Source organism: Ralstonia flatus, from assembly GCF_958439105.1.
GTDB classification, from domain to species: domain Bacteria; phylum Pseudomonadota; class Gammaproteobacteria; order Burkholderiales; family Burkholderiaceae; genus Ralstonia; species Ralstonia flatus.
Map to the genome: position 1 here is coordinate 664,674 of NZ_CAUDLI010000003.1, position 11,623 is coordinate 676,296.

Annotated in this window: 12 protein-coding genes; 6 read left to right on the forward strand and 6 right to left on the reverse strand. The window is 65.9% G+C overall.

Annotation, left to right across the window (positions count from 1 at the left end; all coding sequences use genetic code 11):
- Positions 1-37 precede the first annotated feature (37 nt).
- Together R2676_RS10150 and R2676_RS10155 are read right to left on the reverse strand one after the other, a co-directional pair.
- Positions 38-454 carry a hypothetical protein gene (locus R2676_RS10150; protein WP_206271323.1) on the reverse strand — a complete coding sequence of 139 codons (417 nt, stop codon included), beginning with the start codon at positions 452-454 and terminating at the stop codon, positions 38-40.
- A 105-nt stretch (positions 455-559) separates the two neighbouring features.
- Complete coding sequence (locus tag R2676_RS10155) at positions 560-1,546, reverse strand: DUF6685 family protein (protein WP_206271324.1); 987 nt, start codon at positions 1,544-1,546, stop codon at positions 560-562.
- A gap of 229 nt (positions 1,547-1,775) precedes the next feature.
- Here R2676_RS10155 and R2676_RS10160 point away from each other — a divergent pair, with 229 nt between their 5' ends.
- The gene (locus R2676_RS10160; RefSeq protein WP_206271325.1) at positions 1,776-1,937 is read left to right on the forward strand and encodes a hypothetical protein; all 162 of its coding nucleotides are present in this window, start codon (positions 1,776-1,778) and stop codon (positions 1,935-1,937) included.
- A gap of 25 nt (positions 1,938-1,962) precedes the next feature.
- Here the strand turns inward: R2676_RS10160 and R2676_RS10165 are convergent, their stop codons facing one another.
- On the reverse strand, positions 1,963-3,177 hold the full coding sequence (locus R2676_RS10165) for an HD-GYP domain-containing protein (protein WP_206271326.1): 1,215 nt from the start codon (positions 3,175-3,177) through the stop codon (positions 1,963-1,965).
- 343 nt (positions 3,178-3,520) lie between these two features.
- Here R2676_RS10165 and R2676_RS10170 point away from each other — a divergent pair, with 343 nt between their 5' ends.
- A complete protein-coding gene (locus R2676_RS10170; protein ID WP_206271327.1) occupies positions 3,521-3,862 on the forward strand; it encodes a hypothetical protein in 342 nt (113 codons plus the stop codon).
- Between the two features lie 73 nt (positions 3,863-3,935).
- Here the strand turns inward: R2676_RS10170 and R2676_RS10175 are convergent, their stop codons facing one another.
- The 3 genes from R2676_RS10175 to R2676_RS10185 form a co-directional block, all read right to left on the reverse strand.
- Positions 3,936-4,451 carry a MarR family winged helix-turn-helix transcriptional regulator gene (locus tag R2676_RS10175; RefSeq protein ID WP_206271328.1) on the reverse strand — a complete coding sequence of 172 codons (516 nt, stop codon included), beginning with the start codon at positions 4,449-4,451 and terminating at the stop codon, positions 3,936-3,938.
- A gap of 73 nt (positions 4,452-4,524) precedes the next feature.
- Entirely contained in the window at positions 4,525-5,658 is a 1,134-nt protein-coding gene (locus R2676_RS10180) for an ABC transporter substrate-binding protein (RefSeq protein ID WP_206271329.1), read from the reverse strand.
- Positions 5,659-5,696: 38 nt separating this feature from the next.
- On the reverse strand, positions 5,697-6,962 hold the full coding sequence (locus R2676_RS10185) for a flavin-dependent oxidoreductase (protein ID WP_206271330.1): 1,266 nt from the start codon (positions 6,960-6,962) through the stop codon (positions 5,697-5,699).
- Positions 6,963-7,138: 176 nt separating this feature from the next.
- On the opposite strand from R2676_RS10185, the gene R2676_RS10190 reads away from it, so the two are divergent.
- The 4 genes from R2676_RS10190 to R2676_RS10205 all read left to right on the forward strand — a co-directional run bounded on the left by R2676_RS10190 (position 7,139) and on the right by R2676_RS10205 (position 11,460).
- Positions 7,139-7,855 (forward strand): GntR family transcriptional regulator, encoded by a 717-nt coding sequence (locus R2676_RS10190; protein ID WP_027678100.1) that lies wholly within the window; start codon positions 7,139-7,141, stop codon positions 7,853-7,855.
- Positions 7,856-7,900: 45 nt separating this feature from the next.
- Entirely contained in the window at positions 7,901-8,578 is a 678-nt protein-coding gene (locus R2676_RS10195; protein ID WP_206271331.1) for a DUF2848 domain-containing protein, read from the forward strand.
- Positions 8,579-8,605: 27 nt separating this feature from the next.
- On the forward strand, positions 8,606-9,964 hold the full coding sequence (locus R2676_RS10200) for an amidase (protein ID WP_206271332.1): 1,359 nt from the start codon (positions 8,606-8,608) through the stop codon (positions 9,962-9,964).
- Between the two features lie 173 nt (positions 9,965-10,137).
- Positions 10,138-11,460, forward strand: a complete 1,323-nt coding sequence (locus R2676_RS10205) for an MFS transporter (protein ID WP_206271333.1) — start codon at positions 10,138-10,140, stop codon at positions 11,458-11,460.
- Positions 11,461-11,623 lie beyond the last annotated feature (163 nt).

An 11,623-nucleotide genomic window follows, 5' to 3' on the forward strand; every position in this document is an offset into this window, starting at 1 on the left:
GTCAACACAACGCGCGCGCCCACGGGCAAGGCAGGAATCAAAAGCAAATTGGAGGATCGCGCGAACACACAGCCACCGGAAACACCGGTGCGCCCGCATGAAAGCCGATGCGCGGAAAGTGCCAGCGCCGCGTATGCGCCAGGCGCAGCGACACCAGCATCGGCAAGGCCGCCGCCAGCGCGGCGTAGGCTGCGCACTGCAAGCACGCGGCGTGCTCCTGCGCGGGCTGACTGCGCTCGGCACTGGCCGGCTTGGCCGGGGCGGCGGCGTTGAACTCGACGCCGGTCGCTTCGCTGAATTCACTCCAATGCGAGAGCGCATGCCGCAGCGCGCCCTGCTGACCGAACAGCAGGAACACGGTCAGTAGGCAAGCCAGCCAACGCGGATGGAGGAAGGAGGGGCGGAAGGAACGCAAGGTCGGGCGCAGGTGCCGGCGCACAATATCACCCGACATTGTGCGCCCCAATGCAACTAAGTTGCGAATTCTGACACCAGCCGCCTGATTCAGCAATCCGTCAGGTGGAGGGGCAGAACAACCCCCGAGCGTAGCGCGCTTGTATTACAAGCGCGTGTGCGCAAAACCAGGCATGAGACCGGTCGGCACGCCCAGGGCCGGCACCGGCACGCGCTTCCAGTTCGACCGCGTCTTGCGGGCGGCCTCGGCGCGTTGGGCGTGAGCGCCCACCTCGGTGGCATCGTGCAAGCTGGCCAGCCAGGCGCCATAGTCGAACCAGCCGTCGCGCACGAGCTGTTCGCCCACGCAGTTGGCAAAGCGATCGGACTTGGGCAGGAAGCACAGCTCGAAGCCTTCGGCCTCGCGGCGACCATGCATCCAGCGGTGCGGCACCTGGTGGCTGGCCAGCGCTTCCGACAAGCGCGTGCCGTAGCGCTGCTGCCCTTGGCGCCGCGCCCCGATCACGTAGAAGCCATCGAGCAGGCGCCGCAGCCCCAGCGCAGAACGCGCGTGGCGCACCTCGGCGTCGACCAGCAACTCTCGGTTCTGCGTACGCGCCTGTAACGCCAGCGCAGCGAAATGGTGCGCGCCCCACTCGTTCATGTAGAACAGCTCGCCGCCGGCAAAATCGTAGGCACGGAACACGTTCGCCTGATCTGCGTAACGGAAGACATGGCGCCGGTTGGCGGCAAAGTCGGCGTCCGTGCTGTGCGGAATGCGGCGGCAATGCTGATGCGCAAACACCAGCATGCTCGGAAACGAATGCACCGAGCACGGCGACTGCGCCAGCCCTGTCACCGCGCGGATATCGATGTTGCAGTGCTCGCGGCGCACGCCCACCAGCTGGCTGAGATGGTGGTGCAGCTCGTCCACCCAGTCGGCATGAGCAAGATGCTTGGGAAACAGCTGGTGCGCGGGTTCGGCAAGGCCGCCCTCGAGCAGGAACGGCACGCTCTTGTGCCAGATGTCGAGTCTCCAGTGCGACAGCGCATCGCTGGGCGTGCGATGGTGTGCAACCGATTGCGTGACATTGAAGGCGCGCGACTGGACGACCCAGTTCGACGCCGCATGCAGCAGATTGGAAACGTTCATGTCACCCCCCGGAAGACTGAATCGTTTGTTTGCGGATTGCCGACATCGCTCTGAATGTGTGGCGATTGTTCAGCAATGTAAAAACCAACGACTCAAACGTACCCCACTTTAGAGGGGTGTGCCATGAAGTTTGTTGAAGTCCGTGTTAAGAAAAATACACATGAACCGTAGGGGCTTGCCGGGCGCGCCGCATGCTGGAAGAGAGGCATCTGCCGATCAGGAGATTGCGATGTCCACCCAGCCAGGCCGTTCCGAAACCGATACGACGCAGCCCGAAAGCCCGAGAGCGCAGCCACAGTCCGCCAAGCGCAAGCCCGGCGAGCAGCTGGTGCCACGCGACACCCGCCCCGATCCCGCCGAGCAGAAAGAGCCGCCTGTGGAAGACTTCTGACGTCGTCTGACGCTGGGCCGCCGCCTCAGACCAGGCACATGTCGGACACTTCCTCGTCCGACAAACCCCACGTGGTGGCGTCTTCCACGGTGACGATCGAGTCGTCGGACTTGCCCAGGCTGATGCGCTCGGGGCGCACGCGCGTCTTGGTGTTGCCCGAATAGAACACCACCACGTCCGGCTTCAGCGCAGACGCCTCGTTCTGGTGAACGACCACGCCCAATCGGTTGGTCCGCAGCTTGACCAGCGTGCCGACCGGGTAGATGCCCACGCTGCGCGTAAAGGCCTGGAAGACGGTGCGATCGAATTGCGTGTCGGTGCGCGCCATCATGTATTTCAGCGCCTGCGCCGGAGACCACGCATGGTGGTAGGGGCTGCTCGACGTGAGCGTGTCGTACACGTCGCAAATGGCGCCCATCTTGGCCCACAGGCTGATGCCGTCCGCCTTCTGCGCGTCAGGGTAGCCGCTGCCGTCGATGCGCTCGTGGTGGTGCAGGCAGATTTCGCGCGCGATCTCGCTGAACTGGCCGGTGCCCTGCAGCAGATGATGGCCGCCCACCGCGTGCGTCTGCAGCAGCGCCAGTTCGTCCTTGGTCAGCGCCGTGCTCTTGTCGAGCAGCGTCCGGGGCATGGCCGATTTGCCGATGTCGTGCACCAGCCCGCCCAGCCCGCATTCGCGGATCTCGTCTTCAGGCAGGCCCAGCGTCTTGGCCAGCGCCACCATCAGCGCACACACGGCAAACGAATGCAGGTAGGTGTAGTCGTCCTTGTTCTTCAGCCGCGCCAGGGCAATCAGCGCATAGGAGTTGCGTGCCAGCGAGTTGGACACGTCGTCCACCAGCAGCAGCGCCTTTTCGGTTTCCAGCGCACGGCCCATGCGCGCTTCCGAAAACATGTGGCCGAGCGTCGCCTTGCCGTTCTGCATCAGCTGCTGGGCGTGCTTCCACTCTTCCTTGAGCGACGTCGGCGTGATCGGCGGTCGGGCGGCCACGGTTTCGCGCGTGAGCGGCTCGGGGGCGGGCACCGGAGCCGGCGCGGGCATCAGGGTCTCGGACAGCACGTCTTCGCCGCGCTCCGGGTCGATCCAGATCTCGGTGATACCCGCTTTGCGGATGTCGTCGATCTGGCCCTGGTGCGACAACTGGAATTGCGCCCGCCAGAACGGATGCTTGAGCCAGGACCCGCCCAGCTTCATCACAAACATGCCGACACGCAATTGGCTCGCATCGATTCGCTTCATACCCTGCCTGCCTCGGCTCGAAGTCCGGTTTTTTGATTGAATTAGGGGAGCGGCGTGCCAGCCGACACTGGCTCGTGTTTCGCAGTCTAGGCGTTTTAAGCTGGTGGATGCTCTGGTCCTTCAGCGCGCCAAACCGCGCTTGGCTTATCGGCAAGCCTGCGCAAAACTTGAGGCGGATGTGGATTGGGCGGCGCGCGGCATGCCCTAGCCCTGGCAAGCAAAGGGCGGAACATCGGCTGTGGCAGCGGTCGAATCAAACAGGTGATGCGTCAAGACCCTCGCCGGTCGGGCTGGCGGCCCGGCGCGGGAGGGGTACACTAGACCTCAAGGATGCGCATCCGATATGACTCAAGATCCCACCTCCCAACGCAAGCAGCAGAACGCCGATGACTTCGCGCTCAACCGCGACGCCATCCGCTGGCTGGCGTCCCTGCCCGACGAGGTGCGGCCGATCGAACTCGGCCGGAAGTTTCCGCGCATCATCAACACGATCGCCGCCAAATGGGCGGATTTCATCGGCTGCCGGCGCTACCTGAACAGCCTGCAGATCGACGACCGGGGCGGCCGCCAGGGATTTCCGTTCGAGATCGTCCAGGAAATCTGCACGCTGCGCGAGTACTTCGACTCGCAGTATCCGCCCGACAAGGACCTCTGGCAGAAGGCCATCGACGCCAACAAGCGCTGACGCGCCGGCACCTCCACCAAAGCAAAGCGGCCCACCTTCGGGCCGCTTGTCATTTGCACGCGCAGTCTGCCGGTCAGGCAGCGGAATCCGGCCCCGATGCCAGCTTGTTGAGCAGCGCCAGCAGCGTGTGCCGCTCGTCCGTCGAAAGATGCGCTGTCACGCGGGCGTCGTGCGCGGTGACGGCGCGGGTGATTTCGTCGAGGGTGGTGGCGCCCTTGGCCGTCAGCACGAGCCGGAACGCGCGCTTGTCCTTGGGCGACGGCTGCCGTTCGACCATGCCCATGTCTTCCAGCGTATCGACCAGCAACACCGCCCCGGAGCGGGCCACGCCGAGGATGTTGGCCAGTTCGGTCAGCTTGAGGTTCGGGTTGTGCGCGATCACGGTCATGGCCGAGAAGCGCGGCGGCGTGATGTTCCACGCCTGCAGAGACCGCACGAAATCTTCGTAGATGTGCAGCTGCGCCCGGCGCACCGCATAGCCGACGAGGCCGTCAAGCGCGCCATACTCCACGTCCGCCAGATGCGGGTTGAAGTGCCCCGAGGGGGCTACGGCGGGATACAGGTCGTCGGCTTTGGGCGTGCGCGGCATGGCGGTGTCGATGGTGAAAGACCCCTCGATTATCGTCGGCGATGCGCCCGCCGGCCACGCACGCGCGCGCGTTTCAGTTCAACAATTTCCACTTGCCGTGATCGATGGTCAGCAGCACGCGGCCGCGCGCGTCAAAGCCGAAATGATCCGCGGCCGTGTAGTTGAGCACGCCATGCGAAACGACGATATCGCGCTCCGATTCCAGCGCGTTCTTTAGCGCCTGGCGGAACTCCGGCGTGCCGGGCTTGGCCTTCTTAAGCGCCACCGGCACGATGCGCTGGAGCACCTGCAGCGCATCCCACGTATGGGCACCGAACTGCGTGCGCGTGTCGGGGCCGTTGGCTTTCTCATAGCGCGTCACGTATTCGAGCGCCGTCTTCTTGCTCGGGTGGCTGTCGGGCAATTGCTCGGCCACGATCACCGGGCCGGCAGGCAGAATGGCCCCGTCGACCGTCTTGCCGCCGATGCGGATCAGGTCTTTCGTGGCCGCACCGTGCGTCTGGTAGATCGGGCCCGCATAACCGCGATCGCGCAACGCGGTGTGCGGCAGCGCAGCGCCCGTGCCCGCACCGGCCACCAGGATCGCATCGGGCTTGATGCTGACCAGCTTGGCGACCTGCCCAGTCACGCTGGTATCTGCACGGGCATAGCGTTCCACGTCGACGATGTTGATGCCGCGCGGCGTGGCGGCAGCAGTGAAGTCCTTCAGCCAGCTCTCGCCGTACGCATCCGAGAAGCCGATGAAGCCGACGTTCTTGACGCCGGACGCCGCCATGCGCGTGGCAATCGCCTCGGCCATCAGCGAGATGGGCTGCGCAAGCCGGTAGGTCCAATCGCCCTTGCCCGGCTTCAGCTCCACCGGCGCCAGCGCCAGTTGCGGCGTGTGCGATTCGGTGGCGACTTCGGCAATCGCAATCGACGGTGCCACCGCCGATGAGCCCACGATGATGTCGACGTGGTCTTCCGTGACAAGCTTGCGCGCCAGGCGCGTGCCGGTGCTCGGATCGGAGGCGTCATCCACCACCACGAGGCGCAGCTTTTCGCCGCCGATGGCATCCGGATAGAACGCCAGCGAATTCTTCTGCGTGATGCCGAGCGACGCCGACGGCCCGGTCGTTGACAGGCTCACACCCACGACGATGTCGGCATGGGCGGCGGTGGCAAGCAACAGCGCAGCAGCGGCGCAGATGGTGCGGCGGATGGTCATGGGTCCCCTCTTTTTTGGCGTTCGAACGTACAGGCGCTTCAGGCGCGGCCCGGCATGGGCGGCTGATCGCGCAGCGACTGCGGATCGAAGCCGGCCAGTTTTTTATAGCGCATCGCAATCCCTTCCAGCTCGGAGCGCGGGATCACGTCGTCGATGCGCGCAAAGCCTTGGGGCGCGCGTTCATGTGCGAGCTGCATGACCTGCTCCGGCCCGTTGAGGCGGTTGCGCAGCACGATGCCCGCGGTGCGCGGCAGGCGATCGGCCTCGTACTCGCGCAGGGCAACGCCGGTGTCGCGGGTGGCGAGCAGGCAATCGACCAACGCGCGGGCATCGAGAATCGCCTGGGCGCTGCCGTTCGAGCCGATCGGATACATCGGGTGCGCCGCATCGCCCAACAGCGTGACGCGGCCGAAGGTCCAGCGCGGCAGCGGATCTTTGTCGACGAGCGGGAATTCGTACACGGCCTGGGCGCCGTCGATCAAGGCGGGAATGTCGATCCAGTCCCATTTCCAGTCGGCAAAGGCACTGCGGAAAATCGCGCGGTCGACCTCGCGGTTCCAGTCGCTGCGCGGCGGTGCCTCGTCGGGCACGCGCAGCTCGGCAATCCAGTTGATGCGCGAGCGGCCCTGCTGGCGCAGCGGTTCGGAGATCGGATAGGCGACGAACTTCTGGTCCTGATGGCCGGCCATGAACATGGTGCGGCCATCGAGATACGGCGCGGCCTCGGTGACGGCGCGCCACAGCATGCGGCCCGCAAAGCGCGGTGCATCACCCGTCGGGTAGAAGTGTCGGCGCACGGCAGAGTGGATGCCATCCGCGCCGATCAGCACGTCGGCCGAGGATTCGACCACGGTTTCGTTGGCGCGATCACGCACGGTGAAGCGCACGGGGCCGCCCTTCTCCCCCGTCGACTGGACCGCTTCGAAGCTGTGACCCAGGCGGATGCAGTCCGCGCCGAGCCGCTCAATCACGGCATCGGCCAAAGCCATCTGGAATTCGCCGCGATGGATGGAGAACTGCGGCCAGTCATACCCGGCGGCCAACCCGCGCGGCTCGTGCCAGATCGGCTGGCCGAAACGGTTGTAGTACGCCAGGGCGGAAGTACGAATCGCCAGCGCGCTCAACGTGTCTTCCAGCCCGAGTTCGCACAACTGGCGCGCGGCGTGCGGCAGCAAATTGATGCCGACACCCAGCGGCCGCAGCGTCTGCACGGCCTCCCACACTTCCACCTCAAAGCCTTGGCGCTCGGCCATCAACGCGAGCGTCAAGCCGCCGATGCCCGCCCCGATGATGGCGATCTTCATGGCTGTCTCCCTGAAATTTGTTGCAGTCTATAACGAATCGCGAGGCCCTCCCGCCGGGGGCATATCAGGGCAAATACCTAGACGATGGCGGCTGAATGCGGCGCGTTGACCGCTTGACGCTCTGTGAGATATCACAATACCATCACTCGACTTTTACGAGATTCGAGGCCGCCCCCATGTCGCGTCCCATCAAGCTGGTTTCCGGCGCCGCCAAGCCCGCCCCTGCACCGTTTGCCGTTGAGCCGGCAGCGCATGCGCCCAAAGGCGCCGCCATGCGTGAACTCGCCTACAGCGAGATCAAGCGCCGCATCATGGCGTGCGAATTCCGCCCCGGCGAGCCGCTCAACGAAGCGCAGCTCGGCACGATTCTGGGATTGGGCCGCACGCCGATCCACCAGGCGCTGCATCGGCTGGAGGTGGAAGGGCTGGTGCAGATCCTGCCGCGCAAGGGCGTGCTGGTGACGCCGCTGTCGCTCAACGACGTGCTCGACATGATCGAGGTGCGCGCCACCAACGAGATCCTGTGCGTGACGCTGGCCGCCGAGCGTGCCCACCCGGCGGATTTCGAAGCCATGCGCGCCATCGTCGATGCATCGCCCGCGCTGATCGAACACCGCGACATTGCCGCGCTGGCCGCGCTGGACCTCAAGTTCCACCTCGCCATTTCCGCCGCGTCGCGCAACCGCGTGCTGGCCGAATTGCTGCGCGGCCTGCACGAGAAGCAGGCGCGCTTCTGGTTCCTCTCGCTGTCAGAGCCGCAACACCTGCAGAACGTGTACGACGAGCACCTCGCCGTGCTCGATGCGCTGGAGCGCCGCGATGTGCCCGCAGCGCGCGAAGCCATTCGCGAGCACATCGACGAGTTCCGCCGCACGATCATCCGCACGCTCTGATCCTGATTTCCCCCGTTCGCTTTCCCCGCCTCTTCCGGATTCCGCATGACCACGCTGCACCTGAACCTGATCGGCCACGGCCCCATCGACGTGACCGTGGACCACCTTGTCATTGCCGGCTGGACCGGCCGCGATGCCGACGCCGTCGAACACCACATCGCCGAGCTTGAAGCGATCGGCGTGGCGCGTCCGGCGCGTGTGCCGTGCTTCTACCGCGTGTCGGCCTCGCTGCTGACCACCGACGCCACCGTGGAGATTCCCGGCGCCGACTCCTCCGGCGAAGCGGAGTTCGTGCTGTATTCCACGCCGATGGGCCTGCTGGTCGGCATCGGTTCCGACCACACCGACCGCAAGGTCGAAGCCTATGGCGTGACGGTCTCCAAGCAGATGTGCGCCAAGCCCGTCAGCCGCGATGTGTGGCGCTTCGAAGCACTGGCCGACCACTGGGACAGCCTGCAGATGAAGACCTGGCGCACCCGCAACGGCCACACCGCGCTGTACCAGGAAGGCGGCGTGACGCGCATGCTGGACCCGCGCGACCTCATCCGCCGCTACACCGGCAACGACACGCTGCCCGTCGGCACCGCCATGTTCTGCGGCACGCAGCCCATCATCGGCGAACTCGGTTTCGGCGAGGCCTTCGACATGGCCCTGATCGACCCGGTGTCGGGCACCGAGTTACGCCATCGCTATGCTGTCGACACGCTGCCTGTTGAAGGCTGAAGCGCCCCACCTCACGGAGACCACCGCATGATGACGCCCCGCCCGAACATGATCCGCGCGCTGGCCGCTGACCTGGCTGCCGGCCGCACCACCAGCGTCGCGCTGACAGAGGCTGCCCTGGAGCACGCCGCAGCGCACCGCGCCGCCGGCGGTGCCGCCTACGTAAGCCTCGACGAGCAAGCCGCGCTGGCCATGGCGCGCGCCGCCGATGCCGCACGTGAGGCAGGCAACGTGCCCTCGCTGCTGGCCGGGCTGCCGGTGTCGATCAAGGATCTGTTCGACGTGGCCGGCCAAGTGACGTCTGCCGGTTCGCGCGCCCTGGCCGACCAGCCGCCCGCCACTGCCGATGCCGCCGCCGTGGCGCGCCTGCGTGCAGCCGGCGCCGTGCTGCTGGGCCGCACCAACATGAGCGAATTTGCGTTCTCCGGTCTGGGCCTGAATCCGCATTACGGAACACCGCGCACGCCGGCCGATGGCGCGCGCGCGGCAGGCGGCTCCACGTCGGGCGGTGCCGTCACCGTGGCAGGCGGCATGGCCGTGGCGGCATTGGGCACGGACACCGGCGGCTCGATCCGCATCCCCTCGGCGTTCTGCAACCTGACGGGCTTCAAGCCCACCGCGCGCCGGGTGCCGATGACGGGCGGCGTGCCGCTGTCCACGTCGCTCGATTCCAGCGGCCCGCTCGCCAACTCGGTTGACTGCTGCGCCATCGTCGATGCCGTGTTGAGCGGCGAATCCGGCAACGATGCGTTCGACACCACCGCAGTACCGCTGGCCGGGTTGCGCTTCGGCATCACGCAGGACTTTGTCGGCGCGGATCTCGACAACACAGTCGCCGTTGCGTTCGAGCGCGCTGTCGAGCGGCTGGAACGTGCCGGCGCGCACATCGTGCGTTTCGAATTTCCCGAGCTGCTGCAACTGCCGGACATCAACAGCGGCGGCGGCTTCTCGGCAGCGGAATCCTGGGCATGGCATCGCGCGCTGCTCGCGCGTGCCGAAGCGCAGTACGACCCGCGCGTCGCCACGCGCATCCGCCGGGGCGAACAGATGAGCGCAGCCGCCTACATCGACGTGATCAACGCACGCGTGCGCATGATCGCCGCCGCGCGCAAGCGCCTGGGCAACTTCGATGCATGGCTGATGCCGACGGTGGCCATCGTGCCGCCCGAAGTCGCACCGCTTGAAGCTGACGACGCGGCGTTCTTCCGCGTCAACGCCCTCGCGCTGCGCAATCCGAGCGTGATCAATTTCCTGGACGGCTGCGCGCTGACGCTGCCGGTACACGCTGCCGGCGAACTGCCGGTCGGCCTGTCGCTCTGCGGTCTCGCCAACGACGACGCGCGCATCCTGCGCGTCGGCCGGGCGGTGGAGGCTGCCCTGCGTTGATCGACTAGCCAGAACATTCGCCGCCGGCGTCCGGGCCACGCAGGCGGCTCCCAAGCCAAGCCGAAAAAAGAAAAGGCGCGCTGTAGACGCGCCAAGCCCAACGCATGCCTGCGTTTCGTAAAACACAGCAGCACACGAAGCGCCGGCGCCCTCACACGCTATTGGAGGAAACCATGTCGCAAACCCAAGCCCTGCCGGCCAATCCGACCGACCCGGCCAGTCGCCCGCTTCCCAGCACCGAGCTGGATGCCACCTACCGCCGCATTGCGTATCGCCTGGTGCCGTTCCTGGTCGTGCTGTTCATCCTCGCGTGGATCGACCGCGTCAATGTCGGCTTCGCCAAGCTGTCGATGCTGCAGGATCTGCAGTTCAGCGAAGCGGTGTACGGCCTGGGCGCCGGCATCTTCTTCATCGGCTACTTCCTGTTCGAAGTGCCGAGCAACCTGCTGCTCGAAAAGATCGGCGCACGCAAGACGCTCGCGCGCATCACCATCCTGTGGGGCCTGGCCTCGATGGCGATGATCTACGTGAAGACGCCGACCTCGTTCTACGTGATGCGCTTTCTGCTGGGCATCTTTGAAGCGGGCTTCTTCCCGGGCGTGGTGCTGTACCTGACGTACTGGTTTCCGTCCGCACACCGCGCCCGCATCAACGGCCTGTTCATGACTTCGTTTGCGATTGCGGGTGTGGTGGGCGGCCCGATTGCCGGTTTTATCATGAGCCGCATGGAAGGCGTGGGCCACCTCGCCAACTGGCAATGGCTGTTCCTGCTCGAAGGCATTCCGTCCGTGCTGGCCGGCTTTGCCGTGCTGGCTTGGCTGCCCGAAACCCCGCGTCAGGCGAAGTGGCTCTCCGCTGCCGAGCAAGACGCCGTCGTGCGCGCCGTTGAAGTCGAGAACCGCGACCCCGCCAAGCACGCCTCGTTTGGCGCCGCACTGGCCAACGCCCGCGTGTGGATCTGCGCAGCCATCTATTTCTGCGTGGTCAGCGGCAACGCCACCATCGCGTTCTGGACGCCGTCGATCATCAAGGAGCTGGGCGTGCAGGGCAATTTCCAGATCGGCCTGATCGCAGCCATTCCGTTCATCGCCGGCACGATTGCAATGGTCTGGAACGGCGCGCATTCCGACCGCACGGGCGAGCGCCGCATGCACTGCGCCATCGCCGCCGTCATCGCAGCCGCCGGCCTGGTCGCAACAGGCGCACTGCTCGGCTCGCCGGCGCTCGCGCTGATCTCGCTCACCGTCGCCGCCATCGGCATCCTCGCCGCGTTCCCGGTGTTCTGGTCGATCCCCGCCGTCTTCCTGGCCGGCACCGCAGCCGCAGGCGGCATCGCCCTCATCAACTCCATCGGCAACCTCGCCGGCTTCGTCGCGCCGTACATGATCGGCTGGCTGAAGACCAGCACCGGCCACCTCTCCGCTGGCCTCTACTTCGTAGCCGCGCTGGAGCTAGGCGCCGCCGTCCTGGTCATCCTAGGCACGCGTAGACACTAAGCCCCAACAGCAAACAGACCATCGTGGCGCCAACCCCCGCGCCGCGATGGTTTGGCCGTTGACGTTCCTGCCCTAGATGGCGCCTTGAATTTCTGTAAGCGGGCGGAAAAAAGAAGGAGGCTTGTTTGAGCGAAGCGAGTTTGCCTCCTTCTCCGCACGGTTA

What these genes read in the sequence shown, in the direction of transcription:
- R2676_RS10195 (WP_206271331.1), top strand. Translation starts at nt 7,901, where the DNA reads ATGACCACGCTGCACCTGAACCTGATCGGCCACGGCCCCATCGACGTG.
- R2676_RS10155 (WP_206271324.1), bottom strand. Translation starts at nt 1,546, where the DNA reads ATGAACGTTTCCAATCTGCTGCATGCGGCGTCGAACTGGGTCGTCCAG.
- R2676_RS10150 (WP_206271323.1), bottom strand. Translation starts at nt 454, where the DNA reads ATGTCGGGTGATATTGTGCGCCGGCACCTGCGCCCGACCTTGCGTTCC.
- R2676_RS10205 (WP_206271333.1), top strand. Translation starts at nt 10,138, where the DNA reads ATGTCGCAAACCCAAGCCCTGCCGGCCAATCCGACCGACCCGGCCAGT.
- R2676_RS10175 (WP_206271328.1), bottom strand. Translation starts at nt 4,451, where the DNA reads ATGCCGCGCACGCCCAAAGCCGACGACCTGTATCCCGCCGTAGCCCCC.
- R2676_RS10200 (WP_206271332.1), top strand. Translation starts at nt 8,606, where the DNA reads ATGATGACGCCCCGCCCGAACATGATCCGCGCGCTGGCCGCTGACCTG.
- R2676_RS10160 (WP_206271325.1), top strand. Translation starts at nt 1,776, where the DNA reads ATGTCCACCCAGCCAGGCCGTTCCGAAACCGATACGACGCAGCCCGAA.
- R2676_RS10190 (WP_027678100.1), top strand. Translation starts at nt 7,139, where the DNA reads ATGTCGCGTCCCATCAAGCTGGTTTCCGGCGCCGCCAAGCCCGCCCCT.
- R2676_RS10185 (WP_206271330.1), bottom strand. Translation starts at nt 6,962, where the DNA reads ATGAAGATCGCCATCATCGGGGCGGGCATCGGCGGCTTGACGCTCGCG.
- R2676_RS10165 (WP_206271326.1), bottom strand. Translation starts at nt 3,177, where the DNA reads ATGAAGCGAATCGATGCGAGCCAATTGCGTGTCGGCATGTTTGTGATG.
- R2676_RS10170 (WP_206271327.1), top strand. Translation starts at nt 3,521, where the DNA reads ATGACTCAAGATCCCACCTCCCAACGCAAGCAGCAGAACGCCGATGAC.
- R2676_RS10180 (WP_206271329.1), bottom strand. Translation starts at nt 5,658, where the DNA reads ATGACCATCCGCCGCACCATCTGCGCCGCTGCTGCGCTGTTGCTTGCC.